Consider the following 21,693-nt stretch of genomic DNA (forward strand, 5'->3'; position numbering starts at 1 on the left):
AGAAACAGAGTACCGGAGAAATGCGCCAAAAGGTCCATTTCTCCGGCGTTTTTTTACCCATCAACGTCGTTGACCGCTTACCGCTTACCGGTACAATAACTCATCGACCGTTATATTGGGATTCCGGTACCGGGCGGCACTTTTTTCCCGGTTGTGATGGATGGCATTGTTCGTACAGTTCTGGATGCAGGCCCCGCAACTCACACAGGTTTGGGAAAAGGCAGGTTTTCCGTTTTGGATATGAATATTGTTCATCGGGCAAAGCCTCTCGCAGAGTCCGCAGCCGGTGCAGCTGCTTAGGATAGTGAGCTCTTTGGTAATTCCATCCCCGGTAGAGAATTCATAGTTTTTCCTGTGTTCGTTGGAAAGGAAGCGGTGAAGAAATGTATCCGGCCGGACATATGTCTTTTGTTCGCTGATGTCATTCCGGATTCGAAGGATCTCCGCGCGCTGTTTTTGGCTGTCACCCGTCTGCTTTGCCATATCGGAAAAGGTGATACAGTTTTCTGCCATTTTCAGACGTTCGATATAGTCAAATTCCCGTCCGTTTGCGGTCCGGATCTCCTTCAGAATGGATGTGATCCCGCCGGGAAAGAATCCGTATGTCGCAACGGCAAAGAAATAGTCGCAGTCTACCGATATTTTTCGCAGAAAATCTTCGATAAACGGCGGGATCAACAGTCCGTAAACCGGGAAAATGATGCCTACCCGGCTGTCTTTGAAGTGATCAATTCCGTGATCGATACAGTACGGGATGGAAAGGCATTTCCCGCCCAGTTTTTTTGCAGCGTACAGGCAGTTGCCGGTGGAACTGAAATATAATGTGGTCATGCGGTTTCTCCTTTGGTGTGGGTGTCAGCAGTACGGATGGCAGAAGGATATTCTTTCGGTTCGCGGCACAGAATGTGATCCAGCAGGACCGCGATCAGAACCGCTGAAATGTGGCTGATCAGGAACGAAAACCACATTCCGTCGAGGCGGAGCGGACTGTCCATCAGAATCAGCGCGAGGGGAAGCCGGATCACGATGTAATAAAAAAACATGAGGAGCAAGGAAAGATTTACCTTTCCCATACCGGACAGTTTTCCGAGAAAAATATTTGTGATCATATAGCATGGATAACCGATACCGATGATCCAAAGGCCGCGACTTGCGATCGAGGCGATAACCTCTTCGTGTACAAATGCCATGGAGATACGGCCGGAAGAAAAAAGAACCAGAACCGTCAGTATCCCTTCAATCAGCGTTCCATAGATCAGCGCTGTCTTCATATAGTCTTTGATCCGCTCCGGTTTCCCCGCTCCGTAGAGATGACCGGTTATCGTGATCATGGACATATTCATTGCCATTGCCGGATAGAACAGGAAGTTTTCGATATTTTTGACCACTCCGTAGGCCGCTATGGTTGTCACATCGTAACGGTTCACAAGAATCACCATGACCATTGAGCTGATGGCAGGAATACAGTTCTGCATACTTGCAGGGATTACGGTGGTGACAAAGTCTTTTACATTTTCCCGGTTGCAGCCGTTCAGGTTCGGAGAAAAATAGGACTTTTTTCTGCCGTAGAGGATCGCAAATACAAGGCAGATGACCTGAGAGAGAACGGTGGCCGTGGCAGCGCCCGAAATCCCATAGGAGCGGATGAAGAGGGGATCCGTGATCAGATTGATCAATGTTCCGAGGAACATTCCCTTCATCTGGAATACCGGGTCTCCGAAGCTCCGGTAGATGGATGTCAGCTGCATATAAAGGAAAACGGCGACATATCCCGGGAGAAAGATCGCAAGGTAGATCCATGCATCCCGGTAAATGTCCATGGGGGTATGGAAGATCTGCAGAATCCGGTCAAGCGAGAATTCCAGAACCGCAGTCAGCAGAACGGAAAACAGGGCGGATATCAGGAGAATGGCTCCGGTCATTTCACGGATCTTTTTTTCGTCCTTGTTGCCGACGAGACGGCTCACAACAATGGCAGTTCCGTTGCCGACGCCGGTGGTAAATGCGTAGAGCAGGATGCTGACCGATCCGGCCGTGGTGAGCGCGGCATAGCCGTTTTCTCCCAGCAGATTGCCGACCCATATACTGTCTACGAGATTGTAGGCCAGCATGAGGACAGTGGCGAGAAAAAGAGGCATGGCCATTTCAAACAAAGCTTTGCCGGTGTTTTCGTTTGCAAAATCAATTTTGTTTTTCATTTGTGAGATTCCTCCTGTTAGTTTAGTATATATATAATATAGTCGCTATACACTTTGGCCTGTGAAGAGCCGGTCTTCTGACCGGCTGATTCCGCTTATATGAGCGAACCTGCAAAGCCCATGGCGCTCCCCGCAGGATGGAGGGGATGGCGATCCGAAGTCCGCGGGCTCCCCCATCCCCTCAGGACTGAGGGGATGGGGGAGCCGAAGTACGCTTGCGGATTTTGTTCTCTTACAGGAATTCGTCAAGTTCGTCTTCGAAGGCCTTCAGAAAATGAATCATCTGAGCGCTGATCTCTTCGGGGATCTCGTCGAAAAGTCTGGAAAAGGTCATTCCCATGGTCTCATGGAGTTTGCGGTGATCATTGCGCGCCTGCATTCCTTTTTCCGTGAGATAGAGGTTGCGCTGGGCATCCGAATCCGGAGAGATCCGTTTTTCCACCAGGCCTTTGTCCACAAGTTTATATACCATCTGGGAAGCGGCGCCCTTGGTGACACCTCGTTTCATGGCCAGCTCGGTAACGCTGATTCCCGGATTGTCTCCGATCATCGTTACCGTATGTATCTCGGGCTGGGTAAGGAGAAGGTCCTTACAGTATATCTGGGGCTTTTTCTCATACTGGGCGTACTTATGCATGATTCGTTCCATAAGCCAGGCCATCTCTTTGTAATCTTTCAAACTGATTGACACCTCCGTATAGCGACTAAAGTGTAAAGTAACTATACACATTAAGCAAATGGCTGTCAACATTTTTTTGTTTCAAATTGTGATCCGGACGAAGTTGATTATTTTGTGCCGGTGATGGAAAATATAGAGGAGAGGTTCTGGGGAAGCGCCGAGAGAAGAAAAAGACAAAAACAAGAAAACAGTAAAGGAAACAGACGATGAAGACAGTAAAAGTAGTGGCGGCAGTGATCCGCGCAGTCAATGAAAACGGAGAGCCGGTCGTATTTGCCACACAGCGGGGATACGGAGAATACAAGGACGGATGGGAATTCCCGGGTGGCAAGGTCGAAGCGGGGGAGACGCCGCAGGAGGCGCTCCGCCGGGAGATCATGGAAGAACTGGATACGGAGATCTCGGTGGGAGAGTATATTGACACGATCGAATACGATTATCCGGCATTTCATCTGTCCATGGACTGCTTCTGGTGTGAGGTCGTGAAGGGGCATCTGGAACTGAGAGAACATGAGGCCGCAAAGTGGGTGACAAAGGAAGGAATCGAAAGCGTGGACTGGCTTCCGGCAGACCTTACCATTCTGGATGCGGTAAAGAGCGGACTGTAAGAAGAAACGGAAAGAGATTTTGATGATCTGCCGGGACGAATTCGGTTTAACGCAACAGCACGTTGCGTGTTAATCCGTCCTTTTTATATTACAATCAGGAAAAAGGAGGAAGGAACATGAACACGAAGGAAGTCTTATATGAGCTCAGAACCAGAAACCGGCTGTCTCAGGATGAACTGGCAGAGAAGGTATTCGTGACCCGACAGGCGGTATCCCGATGGGAACATGGCGATACCGTGCCGAATACGGAGACACTGAAACTTCTGTCGAATCTGTATCAGGTATCCATCAATACACTGCTGGGATCGCCCCGGAAGCTCGTCTGCCAGTGCTGCGGAATGCCGCTGGAGGATGAATTCATCGGCCGGAATAAGGACGGATCGATGAATGAGGATTACTGCAAATGGTGCTATGCGGACGGATCCTACACCTACAGCAATATGGATGATCTGATTGAAATCTGTATACCGAATATGACGGGAGAGGGATTGGATGAGGATCAGGCCAGAGCATATCTGAAGGAAACGCTGCCGAAACTGGATTATTGGAAACGGCAGGAAGAGCTGGGCGATCACGGCGAAATGGAGGTTTTCAAGAAGACACTGATCGGAGAGATCAATGCCCTTTCGATTCCGGGACTGCCGAAGCTGGAAAAGCTGAATGCATTGGTGGGAAAGTTTGTGAATCTGGAGTACCGGCTTCCAAACGGTGCTGCGGTGAAATATCTGGATGACGAGAAGACCTATCTTGGAAATCAGCTGCAATCGCTGACCGATGAAAAAAAGTATTTCGGTGTGGCCTGCAGCCGGGATTTTATCCTGATTTCAGCATATGAGGCCGACTGCCGGAATCCGGAAGTGGTTTTATACAAAAAAAGAGAACAATGATCGGAGCAGTTTCCATTCAAAAAAGCGAATTCCGGGACGTCCTGTCGGATGTCGGGAATTCGCTTTTTGCATGTTGTGTGGTTATTCCGCGTCTTTGGTCAGTTCGCGGATGAGGCCCATGATGGTTTCAACGGCATTGCCCTGATGGCTCTGGCGCATCGCGGAGATGTACTCGGCGCGCTTGCGGAAGGTGTCATTGACCGCGGCAAGCAGCGTATCCGTGGTAAGAACTTCCTCTTCGAGAAGCGCGGAATAGCCCTGTTTTGCAAAGGACCGGGCATTCAGAATCTGGTCACCGCGGCTTGCCTTGGCGGAGAGCGGGATCAGAATGTTCGGTTTGCGGAGCGCCAGAAGCTCGCAGATTGAGTTCGCGCCGGCGCGGGAGATTACAAGGTCTGCCGCCGCAAAGAGGTGGCGGAGCGGAGTGTCCACATACTCATACTGGACATAGCCGTGTGTGCCGATGAGGCTCTCGTCGAGGTTTCCTTTTCCGCAGATATGAATTACCTGGAAGGTCTCGAGGAGGGTCGGCAGCGCGGCGCGGACGGCGTTATTGACCACAACCGAGCCGAGGCTTCCGCCGATGACGAGGATCACCGGGCGGGTGTCGTAGAGTTTCGCGTATTTGAGTCCGGTTTCGCGATCACCGGTCAGAAGATCCGCCCGGATCGGAGAGCCGGAGAGGACGGCCTTGTCTTCGGGGAGATACTGCAGAGTCTCCGGGAAATTGCAGCAGACCCGGTCAGCGGACGGAATACAGATCTTATTGGCCAGCCCCGGCGTCATATCCGACTCGTGGATGATCACCGGAATTTTCAGCTGGTGCGCGGCCAGAACTACCGGAACCGCGACGAAACCGCCCTTGGAGAAGACGATGTCCGGACGGTATTTGCGCAGGATATGATGCGCCTCCGCGAAACCTTTCAGCACGCGGAACGGGTCGGAAAAATTCTTGAGGTCAAAGTACCGGCGGAGTTTTCCGGAGGAAATGCCGTCATACGGAACTTCCGCCGCGGTGATGAGTTTTTTCTCCATGCCGTTGTAGGAACCGATATAGCGCACTTCAAAGCCGTCCGCCTTCAGGGACGGAAGAAGCGCAAGGTTCGGAGTGACATGCCCGGCGGTTCCGCCGCCGGTCAGAACGATTTTTTTCATAAGATGATCCTGCAGGATGCGCCGGAAACGGGAGCATCCTTTTTCCTCCTGTGAGAATTTGATCTTTGAGTTATAGGAAAATTCCTCGAAATTCTTATAACAAAAAACGCTCCGCGAGGATGCGTGTGCCGCAGAATGGAATGTGACACTGTAAAGTGACACATTCCATTCTGCGGCGGCGTGCAAAGTCCGCGGCGCTCCCCTCAGGATTGAGGGGGGATGGGGAAGCAGAAGTCCGCTTGGGGACTTTGTTCTGCCGTAAGTATACTCCTTTTTGGAAGCGGATGGAAGATTCGGCTTCCGGGGCCGTTCGGAAGCCGGACTTCCGCATTGTCGATTCTTGAGTAAATATTGTAAAGCATCCGAAAATCATCTATAATTTTTTCAAGTGTATCCTGAGATAAGAGGATGCAAACACATCATTGGAAGATGCAGCATGTCAAAACTGCAGAACTCATATAACACAGAAAAAGAGAAACAGCACAGCAAAAGAACACAGCGAAAAGGAGGGCTTATGCTCGGAATTATCGGTGCGATGGACGAAGAGGTCGCAAAAATAAAGGAACACATGACAGAAACCACAATTGAGAAGATTGCCGGAATGGAGTTCCACAAGGGAATTCTCGAAGGAAAGGATGTCGTGACGGTCCGCTCCGGAATCGGCAAGGTAAATGCCGGAATCTGCACGCAGATCCTGATTGACCATTTCGGCGTGGACGCCGTGATCAATACCGGTATCGCAGGTTCTCTGCGGAGCGATATCAAGATCGGTGATATTGTTCTGTCGACGGATACCGTTCAGCATGATATGGATGCCAGCGGATTCGGATATTCCTACGGTCAGATCCCGAGACTGGACACGCTCTCTTTCCCGGCGGATGAGAAGCTGATTGATCTGGCGGAAAAATGCTGCAGGGAGGTCAATCCGCAAATCAGTGTATTCCGCGGCCGGGTTGTCAGCGGAGACCAGTTTGTCTCCGAGCAGACCAAGAAGGATACCATTGCAAACATCTTTGAGGGCTTCTGCACAGAGATGGAAGGAGCTGCGATCGGTCAGGTCGCATACCTGAACAAGATCCCGTATCTGGTAATCCGCGCAATTTCGGACAATGCCGACGATACCGCGGGAATCGACTATGACACGTTTGAGAAGCAGGCAATCGAGAATTCCGCAAAGCTTATGATTGCGATGACCGCAGCTTACGAGGGCTGATGCGGATAGGAAAGTCAGTCATTCACGGACATTCCGGAAAACGGGAAGCCGGAGGGAGCGAAGTCTTCCGGCGGACCGGATTTTTCGAAAACCGTGAAACCGATCAGTTGAGAAAGAGGCACAGATGTTTCGTCTCTGGGGAAAAATAATGAAGGACAACCGTCTGGAGCGGGATACGGAGTACCGGACCATCGATTATTCCAAATCCCGCACGCAGATGGTACTGGACGGCGTCGATCAGATCTGTCGTGAGTTTGATCTGGCGAACCCGATCTGGCTGGAAAAGACGATCCAGGAGTTTAAGTATCATGACAAAGCCCGGTTTACGCAGGACAATTTTATCGAGCCGCTGGAGTTCGATTATCTGGAGATACAGGTCCTGGAAGAGTAAGGTGACCGCGGCGCACAGGCGTTGAGTATGATTTCATGCCGAAAGTCATGCCAAAAGCGCAGGATTTGCAGTGACAAGGTATATGAAATATGGTACAGTAGCACTATTCCTCGTTAGTTTAACAGGAGGAGTCTGATGGCACAGAACATTGATTTCGAGGCGTTTCTGAAAGAGGCGGAGCAGGCGCTGGAGGAAACGGCGCAGTTTTCCCGTAAGGAGGAAGAACTGCAGACCAAGGTGGAAGCATTGGAAAAGGAGCTGGTCGGCGAGAAAAAGGCGACGGCTTCCGCAATCGATACCACTGTTCAGAAACGAAGAGCGGAATTGGAAGAGAGCTATGACACAGAGGCAGAGAAGATCCAGTCGCTTCTGAAAAAGGCGAGAGCCCGCAGGGAAAAAGCCAGAAATCAGGGGATCCGGGACCGGATCGCAGAAGATACGGAAGAACTCCGGGAGAATAATAAGGAACTGGAAGGAAAGCTGAGGGATATTTACCGCTCCGACCGTGTTCCGGTGATCTGCCGGACCGGGCTTTACAACGCATTGTATTTCCCGCAGTCGTTTGGCGATTTCGTGACGATTCTGGCATTTCTCCTGATCCTCTTCGCGGCGGTTCCGATCGGGGTATATTATCTCGCGCTTCCGGAACAGAAGACGGTCTATCTCGTCGGTATTTATTTTGCGGCGGTGGTCGTGTTCGGCGGCCTCTATGTTCTGATTGGCAATATGACCAAAAACCGTCACATGAACGCGCTGAAAGAGGCACTGAAGGTTCGGGGAATGATCCGCTCCAACCAGAAGAAGATTGCCGTCATCGCGTCTTCGATCCGGAAAGAGGGCGACGATACCGTCTACGATCTGGAAAAATACGATGACGAGATCGCCCGCCTGGAACAGGATCTGGCGGACACGCTGGAGAAGAAGAAATCCGCGCTGAATACCTTTGAGTCGGTTACCCGCACGATTATCACCGATGAGATCGCGGGCGGGACAAAGGAAAAGATCGATCGGCTCACGGCAGAACTCACGGAGACGGAAGGTCAGCTGGATTACACCCGACAGGTTGTAAAAGACAAAAAGATCTCTATGGCAGAGCGGTATGAGAGCTATGTCGGCAGAGAGTTTATGACGAAGCAGCGGCTGGAGGCGCTTCGCGAGCTGATCGCGGGCGGAGAGGCTGCGAATATCAATGAAGCCAGAGAAAAGTATCTGGCACGAACCGAGAAGAAATGATGCAGGGAAGCAGGGGATTTTCGGGTCCCCTGCCCTTTGTGTGCGAGGCGGAAAACCATATGAGCGATATGAATCCATATCAGCGCGAGGAGCAGAAACAGCGGCTCCGGCGCAATATGATCGTCAGCGAAGATCCGGAATTGGACACCGGAGAAGAGGCTGAAGAAAAACCTTTCAGGCCTGCGCGCGGGCGGCGGAAGTTCGGCCGTCTGAAGATTGTTCTGATTGTCCTCTGCGTGATCGCCGCACTGGCGGGGGCATGGCATTACTATCAAACCCATCACAGGTACAGCGGCTATACGCAGGTGTGGTCCAAACAGATTCCGTCCACGGAGGGAAGCTATACCGGATACCGGAAGTTCGGCTCGAACGTGCTCCGGTACACCAAGGACGGCGCATCCTATATCGACGGAAACGGTGATGTCGTCTGGTCCATCAGCTATCAGATGAAGGCGCCGATCTGCAGTGTGAACGGCGATTTTGCCGCGATCGCGGATCAGCAGGGAAATGACATCTATATCTGCGATACGACGAAGAATCACGGCAAGGCGACGACACTTCTTCCGATCATGCGCGTCAGCATCTCGGCTTACGGTGTGGTTGCGGCGCTGACGGAAGACAGCACGTCGAGTTATGTGTCATTTTTCAAAAATGACGGAAGTGATCTCGACTGGGGAATCAAGACGGTGATGTCGGGCAACGGCTATATGCTGGATGCGGCGCTCTCACCGGACGGAACACAGGTGATGATTTCGGATGTCCATGTAAACAGCGGACAGCTGGGAAACCGGATTGTGTTCTACAACTTTTCGGAATACGGAAAATCCTATCCGGACCGACTGGTCGGAGGGTTTGATGAGTTTGGCTCCCATCTCTGCCCGAGAGTCCGGTTTTTCTCAGACCGGCGGGCGGCGGCTTTTGCCGGCGGACAGATCGCATTTTTCTCGATGGAGAATGTGACCAGCCCGGAACTGATCCAAATGGTGGATGTCAAGGACGAGATCAAGGCAGTAGCGGCATCCGACCGCTATGCGGCAGTGATCACCGCGGACGGAACGGGAGAATATCCGAACCGCCTGCTGATTTTCAATACAAACGGCAGGAAAATCGCAGACACAGGAATTTCCTGTTCCTGGCAGGAAATGGATATCGCGGATGATTACATCATCCTTCGGAATTCCGATTCCTGTGAGATTATCGGAACCAACGGAAAGCTCCGGTTTGACGGAACCTTCGACACACCGGTTTCGATGATCACCAAAGGAAAGAAGCCCGGAACGCTTCTTCTGACCGGCGGAAACACCGTGTCAGAGATCAAACTCCGATAAAGCATATAAAAAGTCAATGTATCATTCAGGAGGTTTTTTCTTATGAAACGAATTGATGAGCTGTCCGTCAACAGTATCCGCATTCTGTCCGCAGATGCGATTCAGAAGGCGAATTCAGGACATCCGGGACTGCCGCTGGGATGCGCGGCGATCGGATATGAGCTCTGGGCAAATCACATGAAGCACAACCCGGCAGATCCGAAATGGGCAAACCGCGACCGCTTTGTACTCTCCGGCGGACACGGATCCATGCTGCTGTATTCGCTCCTTCACCTGTTTGGTTACGGCCTCACGAAAGAAGATCTGATGAATTTCCGTCAGTGGGGTGCAAAGACCGCAGGACATCCGGAATACGGTCATACCGTCGGCGTTGAGGCGACGACCGGACCGCTCGGACAGGGCATGGCGATGGCTGTCGGCATGGCGATGGCGGAGGCACATCTGGCGTCTACCTTCAACCGGGAAGGCTTTCCGGTGGTTGACCATTACACATATGTTCTGGGCGGAGACGGCTGCATGATGGAAGGTATTTCCTCGGAGGCATTTTCCCTTGCGGGAACGCTCGGACTTTCCAAACTGATCGTTCTCTATGATTCCAACCGGATCTCCATCGAGGGAAGCACCGATCTGGCATTCCGCGAGAATGTTCAGGAGAGAATGGCGTCCTTCGGTTTCCAGACCATCACGGTAGAAGACGGCAATGATCTCACTGCCATCGGCGCAGCCATCGAGGCGGCGAAAGCCGACACCACAAGACCGTCCTTCATCACCATCCGCACCGAGATCGGCTACGGCTGTCCGGCAAAGCAGGGAACCGCATCCGCACACGGGGAGCCGCTGGGCGAGGAGAACGTAAAAGCACTTCGGGAGAATCTTCAGTGGCCGTACGACGAGGCATTCTTTGTTCCGGATGAGGTTTACCAGAATTATGCGGACATCGCTTCCGAAAAGGCCAAGGCTGAGGATGAGTGGAAGAAGATGTTCGAGGCTTACACCGTGCAGTATCCGGATATGGCTGCCCTCTGGAACCGCTACCACGACGCCGACGACGCAAAGAAACTCTGGGATGATGCGGAGTTCTGGGCAGAGCAGGAGAAGGCGGAAGCAACCAGAAGTCTCTCCGGAAAGACGATCAATGTTCTGGCCGGAAAGCTTCCGAACCTCTTCGGAGGAAGCGCGGATCTTGCTCCGTCCAACAAGACTAACATGAAGGACGGCGGTGATTTCGCGAAAGAGAATTATGCCGGAAGAAACATCCACTTCGGTATCCGCGAGCAGGCGATGGCAGCGATCGGAAACGGTCTCATGCTTCACGGCGGCCTGAAGGCTTATGTTTCCACTTTCTTCGTATTCAGCGATTACTGCAAGCCGATGATGCGTCTGTCTGCGCTGATGGGCCTGCCGCTGACCTATGTTTACACTCACGATTCCATCGGTGTCGGCGAAGACGGACCGACTCATGAGCCGATCGAGCAGCTGGCAGGACTTCGCGCAATGCCGAACCTGAATGTCTTCCGTCCGTGCGACGCGACCGAGACACAGGCCGCATGGTACAGCGCGATGACATCCACCTCCACACCGACGGCTCTGGTTCTGTCCAGACAGAATCTTGCACCGATGCCGGGTTCCTCGAAGGAAGCGCTGAAGGGTGGATACATCATCGACGACTGCGCCGGCACACCGGATGCAATTCTTCTGGCTTCCGGCTCCGAGGTCGGCTGTGCTGTTGAGGCAAAGAAGATCCTCGAGGCGGAAGGAAAGAAGATCCGCGTGGTTTCCATGCCGTGTACCGAACTCTTTGACAGCCAGAGCGCAGAGTACAAAGAGTCCGTTCTTCCGAACGCCGTTCGCAGAAGAGTTGCGGTTGAGGCACTCTCTTCCTTCGGATGGGGCAATTACGTCGGTCTGGACGGAAAGACCGTCACGATCGATCATTTCGGCGCCAGCGCACCGGGCAAGGTACTGTTCGAGAAGTTCGGCTTTACCGCGGAGCATGTCGCTGAGACCGTAAGATCCCTGTTCTGATTCACACGGGGACCGGTTCAGCGCCTGAGGGCAGGAAAACTTCGGAATATTCAGCAGCCGGCGGAGTGAAAGCTCCACCGGCTGCCTGTGCACAAAATGGGGGTGTGTCATGGATCACAAAAGGATATTCGGAATGGACATCGGCGGGACGGAAATTAAGATCGGATTGTTTGACGGAGAAGGGAATCTCCTGGAAAAATGGAGCATTCCGACGGACCGGACGGATGGGGGCTGCCGTATTCTTGCAGACGCGGCCGCATCGCTCCTCGCAAAAATGAGGGAGCGCGGTCTGGGATCTTCCGATGTCATCGGTGTCGGCGTCGGCGTTCCCGGAGTCGTCCTGCCCGACGGAACGGTCGAGCGGGCGGTCAACCTCGGATGGGGACGGCTCGATGCCGCCGGGGAGCTTACAGAACTTCTGGACGGCATCCCTGCCTTCATCGGAAACGACGCCAACGCGGCCGCTCTGGGCGAGGCCTGGAAAGGTGCCGGAAAAGGCCGCAGATCCATTGTCCTGGTGACGCTGGGAACCGGTCTCGGAGCAGGCGTGATCATCGACGGAAAGATGATCACCGGAGCGCATGGCGTCGGCGGAGAGATCGGCCACATGCGCGTGAGAGATGATGAAAAAGAGCCGTGTACCTGCGGCGGCTATGGCTGTTCACAGCAGATCTGCTCGGCAACCGGGCTGGTCCGGGAGGCGGAACGCCTTCTCAGCGCGGAACCGGAGGCGGAATCGGTTCTTCGGACGTTCGGATCCGGTCTCACCGCCCGCGATATCGCGGATGCGGCGAAGGAGGGAGACCGGATTGCGGAAAAAACAATGGATATCATGACGCGGTATCTTGGCCGGACGCTGGCGCTGACGGCCATGGTCGTGGATCCGGAGGTATTTATCCTCGGCGGAGGCGTATCCGCAGCGGGGAGCTATCTCACGGAACGGACAGAGAAGTATTATAAGGAGTATTCGCCGATCTCGGAATACCGGGCCGATGTCGTGACCGCGCGTCTGGGCAATGATGCCGGAATCTATGGCGCGGCGGCAATGGCCGGCGGTTTCGGGAACGGAAGAACAATTCTCGGGAAGTAAATATCCGAAAATGGCGGCAATGGGGCGTGCCGCGAAATGAAAGAACAAAGACAGAAAGGTTTATCATGTCGAAGAAAGAAACACTGACAATGAGTCACAATGATACGATTGTAATCGGTCATAAGAATCCGGACACAGATTCGATCTGTTCCGCCATCTGCTATGCCAGATATAAGGAGATGACCACCGGAGAGAGATATATCCCGGCACGCGCCGGCGCGCTTAACCCGGAGACATCCTATGTGCTGGACTATTTCAAGGTTCCGGCTCCGGTCCTTGTGGAGAGCGTCAAGACGCAGATCAGCGATATTGACATCCATTGTTCCGCGGGCGTGAGCAAGAATATTTCCCTCAAGAAGGCATGGACAACCATGCAGGACAACAATGAAGTGACCATCGCTGCCGTAACGCCGGACAACAAGCTGGAAGGCCTGATCACCGTCGGCGATATCACCCGTTCCTACATGAATGTCTATGACAGCGGAATTCTGGCTGAGGCGAAGACACAGTACAGCAACATCGTCGAGACCCTGGAGGGAACCATGGTGGTCGGCGATCCGCAGGCATTTTTCGATAAGGGAAAGGTTCTGGTTGCCGCAGCGAATCCGGATGTGATGGAGCAGTTCATCAAAGAGCATGATCTGGTTATCCTCGGAAACCGCTATGAGTCCCAGCTCTGCGCCATCGAGATGGGCGCCGACTGCCTTGTTGTCTGCAACGGCGTTGAAGTATCCGTGACCATCCGCAAGATCGCGCAGGAAAAGAACTGCACGATCATCATCACTCCGTATGACACCTACACCGTAGCGCGGCTGATCAACCAGAGTATGCCGATCAGCCACTTCATGAAGACCGACGGCCTGATCACCTTTGAGCAGGAAGAGTATGCGGACGATATCCGCAGCGAGATGGCGAACAAGAGATTCCGTGAATTCCCGGTTCTCGACAGCGAAGGCCATTTCATGGGCTTCCTTTCCAGACGTCTTCTCCTGAACGCGAAGGGCAAGAAGGTTTGCCTGGTGGACCACAATGAGCGCACGCAGGCGGTTGACGGCATTGAAAATGCGGACCTTCGCGGCATCATTGACCATCATCGTCTGGGAAATATCGCGACCATGTCTCCGGTTCTGTTCCGCAATCAGCCGGTGGGCTGTACCGCGACGATTCTCTATCAGATCTACACCGATCACAATGTAGAGATCGATAAGACAACCGCGGGACTGATGCTGGCGGCGATCATCTCCGATACGCTTCTGTTCCGTTCTCCGACCTTTACCGACTGCGACCGCAAGGCGGCAGACGCGCTGGCAAAGATTTCCGGAGAGGATCCGGAGCAGCTGGCCATCCGCATGTTCTCTGCGGGAAGCGAGCTGAGCGGCAAGACCGATGAGCAGATCCTTCATCAGGACTACAAGAAGTTTAACGCCGGATCGAAGACATTTGCCGTTGGTCAGATCACATCCCTGAACACGGATGAACTTGAGAACCTCAGACAGCGCATGCCGGCTTATATGGAGAAGGCGCGTGAGAGCGAGGAAGTGGACATGATGTATCTTATGCTCACCAACATTCTCACGGAGAATACCATTCTTCTGGCCGTCGGAGCAGGCTGTGACCAGGCGGTGAGCGAGGCATTCCATGTCGAGTGCAAGAACGGCGAGGCTTCCCTGAAGGGCGTCATGTCCAGAAAGAAGCAGCTGATTCCGCCACTGACGGCAGCGCTCAGCCAGTAAGTACAGATTTTTGTACATAAGAAAAAAACGAAAAGAGGGCATTTTCGCTGTATAATAACGGCGGAAATGCCTTTGTAGAAACCAAAGAAATGAATTGATAAAGACAGGTGCAGAAATGACATTTACATATCCGGCAGTATTTACGAAACACGAGGACAACAGTTACAGCGTGTATTTCCCGGATCTCGAAATGTGCACAGCGGAAGGCCGAACCTATGAGGAGGCTTCCGACAATGCCCGAGAGCAGGAGAGAAACTGGATCGAACTGGAGCTGGATGAGACCGGAGAACTCCCGGCGTCCACTCTTCCGGAGGATATTCATCTGGAAGAGGGAAGCGAAGTGCACATGATGATGTGCAAGATCAAGTTCCTTCCGGACAGCGAATAAATCTATGGGTGAAGAAAAGAAAAAACTGGTCTGGAAAGGCGGCAACATGCTTTATCCGGTGCCGGCAGTGATTGTGAGCTGCGCGGACCGGAACGGGGAGTCGAATCTCTTTACCGTTGCATGGACGGGGACGGTGTGCACCAATCCGCCGATGCTGTCCATTTCCGTGAGACCCGGGCGATATTCCTATCATATGTTGAAAGAGACCGGCGAATTTGTGGTCAATATGACCACGGAAAAACTGGTGCGCGCCGCCGATTTCTGCGGCGTCCGTTCCGGCCGGGATATGGACAAGTGGGAGAAGTGCGGGCTGACCCGCCAGGATGCGGCGAAGGTTTCCGTTCCGCTGATCGCGGAGAGTCCCGTCAATATTGAGTGCCGGGTGCGGGAGGTCATCCCGCTGGGATCGCATGACCTTTTTCTTGCGGATGTTCTGGCGGTGGACGTGGATCCGGACCTTCTCGACGCGAAGGGAAAACTCTGTCTGGAGACCGCAAAGCCGGCGGTGTACTCTCACGGAGAGTATTACGGATTGGGAAAACTTCTCGGAACCTTCGGCTACAGTGTAAAGAAAAAAGGAAACGGCCGTAAAAAGAAGGGCGGAAAAATAGAATGGAAGAAAAACGGGGCAGAAACATTACACTGATCGGGATGCCGTCCGCCGGAAAGAGTTCCGTCGGCGTTGTTCTGGCAAAACGACTGGGATACCGCTTTCTGGATGTCGATCTGGTGATTCAGGATAAGGCCGGCAAGCTTCTGCGGGATATCATCGCCGAGGACGGACTGGAAGGCTTTCTGGATATCGAAAACCGCACGAATGCGGAACTGGACTGCGACCGGTCGATCATCGCGCCGGGCGGCAGTGTGATTTACGGAAAAGAGGCCATGGAGAATCTCCGGCGTCTCGGCATCGTGGTTTATCTGAAGATGAGCTATGACGAGCTGAAGCGCCGCGTCGGCAATGTCAAAGAACGCGGTGTGGCGCTGAAAGAGGGAATGACCCTGAGGGATCTCTACGATGAGCGTCTCCCGTATTTTGAGAAATACGCGGACATCACGATTGATGAACAGGGAAAAACGCTCGGAGCCGTCATCGAGGAGCTCCGGGTTATGATGGAAGAGAAAGGATTCTCTCTCCGATAATATCGTTCCACATAGAGGTACAGTCAATGGGGAGACTGCTCCCAGGAAAGGAAGTTCGTGGACGAAAAACGAAAAATCACGAGGAGACAGCGCTATTCGATTCTGTCTCTGATTCCGGTCTATTTTATGACGATCGGCGTTCTGATTGATCCTCCGTGGAGGATTCTGAACGGAATGCTCCGCATTGTCACGGAACCGGATTTTCTGATTACCGATTATATCAAGATCGGCGGCATCGGAGCGGCATTTCTGAATGCGGGCCTTCTGATGCTGATGAGTATCTGGCTTTGTTACTATCTCGGTCTCAGCGAGGACGGACATACGATCACGTCCAGCTGTCAGATGTTCGGATTCTCGCTCTTCGGCAAGAATCTCATTAATATCTGGGCGATCCTGCTCGGCGTCTTCCTGTATTCGTACTATCATAAGACGCACATGTCGCGATATATATATATCGGACTGTACGGGACGAGCCTGTCGCCCATTATCACACAGATCATGTATACGGTTGATCTTCCGTACACGCCGCGGTTTCTCCTGTCGGTCAGTGTCGGAATCATCATCGGATTCATCCTTCCGCCGCTGGCGACAAGCGTCCATTACGCACATCAGGGATATTCCCTCTACAACGTCGGGTTTGCGGCAGGTATCGTCGCGACGGTCGTCGTGTCGGTGTTCAAGTCCTTCGGGATCAATACCCATTCCCGGCTGATCTGGTCCTACGGACATAACCGTCTTCTGTTCGGCGTTCTGGCGATCCTGTTTCTGGGAATGATTCTGGTGGCGCTGATCGACGGCGGCGATCTTGTGATCGACAAGTACCGCAAGGTTCTGAAGACCACCGGCATGGGCGGAACCGACTTTCTGAAAAATGAAGGCGGCAGCCTGGTGATGCTGAACATGGGGATCAACGGTCTCTTTGCGACGGCAGCGGTCATCATGGTCGGCGGTGAACTGAACGGCCCGACCATCGGCGGAATCTTTACGATTGTCGGATTCAGCGCGACCGGTAAACATCTCCGGAACATTGTGCCGGTGATGTTCGGCGTGTGGCTGTCGAGCGTCAGCGGATTCTGGAGCGCGGATTCGCCGGCGGCGCTTCTCGCCTTTCTGTTTTCCACCACCCTTGCACCGATTGCCGGTGCCTTCGGTGTGATTCCGGGCATCATCGCCGGTTTTCTGCACGCGGCGGTGGCAATGCAGATCGGCTCGCTCTACGACGGCATGAATCTGTACAACAACGGTTTTGCCGGCGGTATCGTGGCCATCTTTATGGTGCCGGTGATCCAGTCGATCCGCGACCGGAGAGCGCGTGCGCGAGGCGGCATTTCGCTGTAGGATCGCAGATGCGGTGCTTTATATGTTGCATGAGAGCATGAGCGGTGGCATACGCCTCGCATCAGGAATAGAAAACGTCTGCTTCCGGCGCGTCCGGAGGCAGACGTTTTTTTGCGCAGGCAACGCACCAAAGCCTGTGCTTGCGCGAGGCCTTGGCAAATGCCGCGAGAACGAGGGAAACTCGCGAAGCGAGTTTCGTCTCGTTTCATCGGAAATTTCGGGTTCCTTTGGGATTGTAACAGGATCTTTACGGGGCATTTCGGTTCATGACAGGAAATCAGGTTATAATAACAATATCCATGACGAATTATGGATAAGACAGGAGACGTATTATGGTTAAGAAATTCAAAAACAACGATTCCAGTGTCTTTATCGCGGACGGCGCGCAGATGATCGGGGACATCACCCTCGGACACGGAGCAAGCGTCTGGTACAATGCCGTCCTCCGCGCGGATCTGTGCCCGATCCGGGTGGGGGAAAACACCAACATTCAGGATCTCTGCATTCTTCACGGTGATCCGCAGTGCAGTGTTGTTCTCGGTGACCGCGTGTCGGTCGGACATATGAGTATTCTTCACGGCTGTGAGGTCGGGGATGACAGCGTGATCGGGATGGGAAGCACCATCCTGAACGGGGCAAAGATCGGAAAGAACTGTCTGATCGGTGCGGGATCGCTGATCACGAAGAATACCGTCATTCCGGACAATACGATGGCGTTCGGCCGTCCTGCAAAGATCGTCCGCACGATGACGGAGAAGGACATTGCATACAATGAGAAGAACTGGAAGGAGTATGCGATGCTCGCCGAGGAGGCGGGAAGAGATTCCTGACGGGGACAGGACACCGGCCGCAGGGAACAATGCCGGGGGCCTGAAAGAAAAATCATCGGTCGGAAGGTGGGTCTTGCCGGATTTCGTCAGGAAAATACGAAATACCTCAAAGAAATGCGTTTTTCTGTTAAAAGAACGTTATGTTTTCATGTTTTTAATTTTGAAACGATAGTGGAAAAACCGCGTAAATGCACGGTTTTGCGGACAGTTCCATTTTTGTGAATGTCATATATCACAAAAAACGTATTGCATTTTTGTATAAATGTGCTAAAACATACTTCTGTGCCCGGAACCGGATTCCGGACAGCAACGGGACAAAACACCTTTCCGGTGCGCAGCCCCGTTCTTCGCGGAAGCTGCGGAAATGCCCAAAACGGCATCCGCCCGCAGACTGCGATCACTATGAAATCACATGGGAGGTAGTTATTTATGGCAACACCGGTATGGCTCAGCATTCCGTTTGCAGGACTTCTGCTCTGTATTGCCCTTTTTCCGATCATGAAGGCGGATTGGTGGGAGGAGCACAAGGCTCTGGTCGTCGCATTCTGGTCTGTGCTGACACTGATTCTGTTTACGATGGTCTTCGGCCCGGCGGCATCGCTGGAAACGGCGGTTGACTGTCTGTTCAATGACTATGTCACGTTTATCGTTCTTTTGTTCGGCCTGTACTGTGTATCCGGCAACATCACGTTTACCGGAGATCTGGCCGGTTCACCGGCGGTCAATGTGGGACTTCTGGCGATCGGAACGCTTCTTTCCAGCTGCATCGGAACCACCGGTTCCAGTATGCTGATGATCCGTCCGGTCATCCGGATGAATTCCTGGAGACGGAGAAGAGCCCACATCATGGTCTTCTTCATTTTCCTGATCTCCAACATCGGCGGATGTCTGACACCGGTTGGAGATCCGCCGCTGCTGATGGGCTTTATGCACGGAGTATCCTTCTTCTGGAGCCTTCATCTGTTTCCGGTTATGCTGCTCAACATGGCAGTGCTGCTGTTCATCTTCTACCATATTGATATGAAGGAATACCGCGCGGATGTGGCCGACGGCCGCAAACCGGATATCTCAAAACCGGGCACGGAGCTGAAAATCGGCGGCGGTCACAACATCATTTTCCTGTTTGCCATCGTGGCGGCGGTTGTTCTGAGCGGAACGCTGTCGAATTTTCCGATGTTCCAGAATGCGGACGGCTCTGCGGCGGGTGTGCCGCTTCCGGGCGGAAAGGTGTTCCCGTGGGCTTCCGTGATCGAGATTGTAATCATTCTGATTTCGGCCCTTCTTTCCTTTGTCACAACGAACCGGGAAGTTCGCCGGAAGAACCATTTTACCTGGGGGGCGATCGAGGAGGTCGCAACTCTCTTCATCGGCATCTTCATCACCATGCAGCCGGCCCTTCTTCTGCTGAAGGAAGTCGGACCGCAGCTGGGCCTGAATCACCCCGCCCAGATGTTCTGGGCAACCGGAATTCTGTCCAGTTTTCTGGATAACACGCCGACGTATCTGGTATTTCTGACAACGGCAGGAACCCTTGATTTTACACAGGGCATGATGACGACGCTCGGCATTGTTCCGGCGAACATGCTGATGGCGATTTCCTGCGGCGCCGTCTTTATGGGCGCGATCACCTATATCGGAAATGCGCCGAACTTTATGGTCAAGTCCATGTCGGATGAGAACGGTATCGCGATGCCGTCCTTCTTCGGCTATCTGAAATGGTCCGTAAAATATCTGGTTCCGGTATTCCTTCTGGATACCGTGATCTTCTTTCTGTGAGAGGAGGAGAAGGGATGAGCGAAGAGAATAAAAAGATCGATCCGGAACAGACGGCTGCGATGGGAAATGCGACAGACGACGGGGATTCCGAATCCTCCGGCGAGGAGTACCGCGAGCTCGCCGAGCACATCTACGATCTGGATCTGAAAGTATACGAGACAACCGGTTCCTCACTGGGCCGTGTATTCAACGACGACCGTGAGCGCTGTGTGCGGAGAATGATCCGCGCGATGGAAGACACACCGGAAGAGCATCTGGTTCGAAGCGAGGTTGTCCTGATCGGAAACATGGCGAGAACGATCCGGGACAAGTCGGTCCGCAAGGAGATTATGACCGCCTACAATGAGATCATGCAGAAGCTTCTCATGATGCAGCGAACCTCCATCGGAACGAATATTCTGGACAAGCGGAGAGCGAGACTGAATCCGATGTCGATCGACGGCCGGTTTGCGGAAAACCAGCATCTGATCATCTGCATCAGCCGTACCTACGGTTCCGGCGGAAACTATATCGGTTTCGGACTGGCGGATAAGCTCAAGATCGATTATTACGATGCGGAGATTTTCAACGCGACTCTGAAGCGCCTGGAGGCGGAGCAGGACGGTCTGACCGACGAAGCGGATTATGTCGGTCTTCAGCTGCAGAAAAGCAAGAGCAAGAATCCGGGACTGGATGTCTACACGGAGAAGACCGGTTTCCGCGAGTGGTTCAAAAAACTGAACCGGTATCACGGCCTGCCGAAGAAGGACGCACTGTTCTTCAACCAGAGCGATCTGATCTGCGAGATGGCCCAGAAATCGGATTTTGTGGTGATGGGACGGTGTGCGGATGTCATTCTCCGGAACAACAATATTCCGCATATCAGCATTTTCATCACGGCACCGTTTGAGCGCCGTGTCCGCAACATGATGGAGTATAACCATCAGGACCGGAAGACCACCGAGAAGTATGTTCAGCAGGTTGACCGCGCACATGCGGCCTACTATGAATATTTTACCGGGCTGAAATGGGGTCAGGCGAATCACTACGATTTCTGCCTGAACAGCGCAAGTTACGGAATTCAGGGATCGGTGGATTTCATCCTCCGGACGCTGAAATATAACGGCGTCAAGTTCCCGCACCATCTTGAACCGGAGACGGAGGCGGAGCGCGCAACACTTCAGGCCGATGCGGACGCGGTAGAGGCGACCGCACAGAAGGATGCCGAGAGAAGAGCGGCACAGGAGGCGGCAGAGGCAGCGCTTCCGAAGGAAGATTAAGTAAGAGTCAGAACAGAGGGACTCTGTCGGAGGCGTCCGGGCGGAACACCGTCCGGGCGCCTTATCTATATGTCATGGGGAAGTGCTTTGCACTTTCCCATGACATATAGCCGCTCTGCGAGGATGCGCACGCCGCTGTAAGCAAATTCACTAAGCTCGAGAAAACCAGCGGCGGCGCGCAAAGTCCGCGGGGCTCCCCTCAGGACTGAGGGGATGGGGGAACCGAAGTCCGCTTGCGGAGTTTGTTCTATACTCCCTGCGTTGATTTTGCATCATTTCTATGCTAAAGTAAGCGACGGAAAAAGGATTCATTTCCCGGCCGGGACTCCGGCCTGTTGAGTGATCATACAATAAGAAGACAACAGGAAAAACAACAAGAGAGTCAACAGGAAAATTAACAGGAAAATCAAGAATACCAA

Annotated in this window: 20 protein-coding genes; 16 read left to right on the plus strand and 4 right to left on the minus strand. The window is 53.1% G+C overall.

From position 1 onward, the window contains the following. Positions 1–84 precede the first annotated feature (84 nt). The 3 genes from BR86_RS0110190 to BR86_RS0110200 form a co-directional block, all read right to left on the minus strand. The gene (locus BR86_RS0110190; RefSeq protein ID WP_031473608.1) at positions 85–831 is read right to left on the minus strand and encodes an EFR1 family ferrodoxin; all 747 of its coding nucleotides are present in this window, start codon (positions 829–831) and stop codon (positions 85–87) included. Continuing rightward, positions 828–2,198 carry an MATE family efflux transporter gene (locus tag BR86_RS0110195; RefSeq protein WP_051684737.1) on the minus strand — a complete coding sequence of 457 codons (1,371 nt, stop codon included), beginning with the start codon at positions 2,196–2,198 and terminating at the stop codon, positions 828–830. The genes BR86_RS0110190 and BR86_RS0110195 overlap by 4 nt, the downstream gene beginning before the upstream one ends. A gap of 232 nt (positions 2,199–2,430) precedes the next feature. After that, positions 2,431–2,877 (minus strand): MarR family winged helix-turn-helix transcriptional regulator, encoded by a 447-nt coding sequence (locus BR86_RS0110200; protein ID WP_051684738.1) that lies wholly within the window; start codon positions 2,875–2,877, stop codon positions 2,431–2,433. A 206-nt stretch (positions 2,878–3,083) separates the two neighbouring features. On the opposite strand from BR86_RS0110200, the gene BR86_RS0110205 reads away from it, so the two are divergent. Beyond that, positions 3,084–3,485 carry a (deoxy)nucleoside triphosphate pyrophosphohydrolase gene (locus BR86_RS0110205; protein ID WP_031473614.1) on the plus strand — a complete coding sequence of 134 codons (402 nt, stop codon included), beginning with the start codon at positions 3,084–3,086 and terminating at the stop codon, positions 3,483–3,485. 116 nt (positions 3,486–3,601) lie between these two features. Continuing rightward, a complete protein-coding gene (locus BR86_RS0110210) occupies positions 3,602–4,372 on the plus strand; it encodes a zinc ribbon domain-containing protein (protein WP_031473616.1) in 771 nt (256 codons plus the stop codon). A gap of 81 nt (positions 4,373–4,453) precedes the next feature. Here the strand turns inward: BR86_RS0110210 and BR86_RS0110215 are convergent, their stop codons facing one another. Next, positions 4,454–5,527 (minus strand): undecaprenyldiphospho-muramoylpentapeptide beta-N-acetylglucosaminyltransferase, encoded by a 1,074-nt coding sequence (locus BR86_RS0110215; RefSeq protein WP_031473618.1) that lies wholly within the window; start codon positions 5,525–5,527, stop codon positions 4,454–4,456. Positions 5,528–6,041: 514 nt separating this feature from the next. Here BR86_RS0110215 and BR86_RS0110220 point away from each other — a divergent pair. The 14 genes from BR86_RS0110220 (at position 6,042) to BR86_RS0110290 (ending at position 21,274) form a co-directional block, all read left to right on the plus strand. Then, positions 6,042–6,740 carry a 5'-methylthioadenosine/adenosylhomocysteine nucleosidase gene (locus BR86_RS0110220; RefSeq protein ID WP_031473620.1) on the plus strand — a complete coding sequence of 233 codons (699 nt, stop codon included), beginning with the start codon at positions 6,042–6,044 and terminating at the stop codon, positions 6,738–6,740. A gap of 124 nt (positions 6,741–6,864) precedes the next feature. Continuing rightward, positions 6,865–7,131, plus strand: a complete 267-nt coding sequence (locus BR86_RS0110230) for a hypothetical protein (protein WP_031473622.1) — start codon at positions 6,865–6,867, stop codon at positions 7,129–7,131. A gap of 135 nt (positions 7,132–7,266) precedes the next feature. Further along, positions 7,267–8,364, plus strand: a complete 1,098-nt coding sequence (locus tag BR86_RS0110235) for a hypothetical protein (protein WP_031473624.1) — start codon at positions 7,267–7,269, stop codon at positions 8,362–8,364. Between the two features lie 59 nt (positions 8,365–8,423). Continuing rightward, entirely contained in the window at positions 8,424–9,692 is a 1,269-nt protein-coding gene (locus BR86_RS0110240; RefSeq protein ID WP_031473626.1) for a DUF5711 family protein, read from the plus strand. Positions 9,693–9,734: 42 nt separating this feature from the next. Beyond that, complete coding sequence (gene tkt / locus BR86_RS0110245; protein WP_031473628.1) at positions 9,735–11,717, plus strand: transketolase; 1,983 nt, start codon at positions 9,735–9,737, stop codon at positions 11,715–11,717. A 109-nt stretch (positions 11,718–11,826) separates the two neighbouring features. Continuing rightward, a complete protein-coding gene (locus BR86_RS0110250; RefSeq protein ID WP_051684739.1) occupies positions 11,827–12,807 on the plus strand; it encodes an ROK family glucokinase in 981 nt (326 codons plus the stop codon). 65 nt (positions 12,808–12,872) lie between these two features. Next, complete coding sequence (locus tag BR86_RS0110255) at positions 12,873–14,540, plus strand: putative manganese-dependent inorganic diphosphatase (RefSeq protein ID WP_330372133.1); 1,668 nt, start codon at positions 12,873–12,875, stop codon at positions 14,538–14,540. 115 nt (positions 14,541–14,655) lie between these two features. Next, positions 14,656–14,928: a type II toxin-antitoxin system HicB family antitoxin gene (locus BR86_RS0110260; protein WP_031473634.1), complete on the plus strand. Its 273-nt coding sequence runs from the start codon at positions 14,656–14,658 to the stop codon at positions 14,926–14,928. A gap of 4 nt (positions 14,929–14,932) precedes the next feature. Continuing rightward, positions 14,933–15,574 carry a flavin reductase family protein gene (locus tag BR86_RS0110265; RefSeq protein ID WP_031473636.1) on the plus strand — a complete coding sequence of 214 codons (642 nt, stop codon included), beginning with the start codon at positions 14,933–14,935 and terminating at the stop codon, positions 15,572–15,574. Continuing rightward, entirely contained in the window at positions 15,541–16,071 is a 531-nt protein-coding gene (locus BR86_RS0110270) for a shikimate kinase (protein ID WP_031473638.1), read from the plus strand. The genes BR86_RS0110265 and BR86_RS0110270 overlap by 34 nt, the downstream gene beginning before the upstream one ends. Before the next feature lie 57 nt (positions 16,072–16,128). Next, complete coding sequence (locus BR86_RS0110275; RefSeq protein ID WP_031473640.1) at positions 16,129–17,409, plus strand: DUF1576 domain-containing protein; 1,281 nt, start codon at positions 16,129–16,131, stop codon at positions 17,407–17,409. Between the two features lie 332 nt (positions 17,410–17,741). Next, positions 17,742–18,239, plus strand: a complete 498-nt coding sequence (locus BR86_RS0110280) for a gamma carbonic anhydrase family protein (RefSeq protein ID WP_031473642.1) — start codon at positions 17,742–17,744, stop codon at positions 18,237–18,239. Positions 18,240–18,668: 429 nt separating this feature from the next. Continuing rightward, on the plus strand, positions 18,669–20,015 hold the full coding sequence (locus tag BR86_RS0110285; protein ID WP_031473644.1) for a sodium:proton antiporter: 1,347 nt from the start codon (positions 18,669–18,671) through the stop codon (positions 20,013–20,015). Positions 20,016–20,029: 14 nt separating this feature from the next. Then, positions 20,030–21,274, plus strand: a complete 1,245-nt coding sequence (locus BR86_RS0110290) for a cytidylate kinase-like family protein (protein ID WP_075034479.1) — start codon at positions 20,030–20,032, stop codon at positions 21,272–21,274. Positions 21,275–21,693 lie beyond the last annotated feature (419 nt).

Origin of the sequence: [Clostridium] aminophilum DSM 10710, from assembly GCF_000711825.1 — a bacterium.
Lineage (GTDB): Bacteria > Bacillota > Clostridia > Lachnospirales > Lachnospiraceae > Clostridium_R > Clostridium_R aminophilum.

Coding starts and splice junctions, on each gene's coding strand:
- BR86_RS0110190 (WP_031473608.1), bottom strand. CDS start 831: ATGACCACATTATATTTCAGTTCCACCGGCAACTGCCTGTACGCTGCA.
- BR86_RS0110195 (WP_051684737.1), bottom strand. CDS start 2,198: ATGAAAAACAAAATTGATTTTGCAAACGAAAACACCGGCAAAGCTTTG.
- BR86_RS0110205 (WP_031473614.1), top strand. CDS start 3,084: ATGAAGACAGTAAAAGTAGTGGCGGCAGTGATCCGCGCAGTCAATGAA.
- BR86_RS0110210 (WP_031473616.1), top strand. CDS start 3,602: ATGAACACGAAGGAAGTCTTATATGAGCTCAGAACCAGAAACCGGCTG.
- BR86_RS0110215 (WP_031473618.1), bottom strand. CDS start 5,527: ATGAAAAAAATCGTTCTGACCGGCGGCGGAACCGCCGGGCATGTCACT.
- BR86_RS0110220 (WP_031473620.1), top strand. CDS start 6,042: ATGCTCGGAATTATCGGTGCGATGGACGAAGAGGTCGCAAAAATAAAG.
- BR86_RS0110230 (WP_031473622.1), top strand. CDS start 6,865: ATGTTTCGTCTCTGGGGAAAAATAATGAAGGACAACCGTCTGGAGCGG.
- BR86_RS0110235 (WP_031473624.1), top strand. CDS start 7,267: ATGGCACAGAACATTGATTTCGAGGCGTTTCTGAAAGAGGCGGAGCAG.
- BR86_RS0110240 (WP_031473626.1), top strand. CDS start 8,424: ATGAGCGATATGAATCCATATCAGCGCGAGGAGCAGAAACAGCGGCTC.
- tkt (WP_031473628.1), top strand. CDS start 9,735: ATGAAACGAATTGATGAGCTGTCCGTCAACAGTATCCGCATTCTGTCC.
- BR86_RS0110250 (WP_051684739.1), top strand. CDS start 11,827: ATGGATCACAAAAGGATATTCGGAATGGACATCGGCGGGACGGAAATT.
- BR86_RS0110255 (WP_330372133.1), top strand. CDS start 12,873: ATGTCGAAGAAAGAAACACTGACAATGAGTCACAATGATACGATTGTA.
- BR86_RS0110260 (WP_031473634.1), top strand. CDS start 14,656: ATGACATTTACATATCCGGCAGTATTTACGAAACACGAGGACAACAGT.
- BR86_RS0110265 (WP_031473636.1), top strand. CDS start 14,933: ATGGGTGAAGAAAAGAAAAAACTGGTCTGGAAAGGCGGCAACATGCTT.
- BR86_RS0110270 (WP_031473638.1), top strand. CDS start 15,541: ATGGAAGAAAAACGGGGCAGAAACATTACACTGATCGGGATGCCGTCC.
- BR86_RS0110280 (WP_031473642.1), top strand. CDS start 17,742: ATGGTTAAGAAATTCAAAAACAACGATTCCAGTGTCTTTATCGCGGAC.
- BR86_RS0110285 (WP_031473644.1), top strand. CDS start 18,669: ATGGCAACACCGGTATGGCTCAGCATTCCGTTTGCAGGACTTCTGCTC.
- BR86_RS0110290 (WP_075034479.1), top strand. CDS start 20,030: ATGAGCGAAGAGAATAAAAAGATCGATCCGGAACAGACGGCTGCGATG.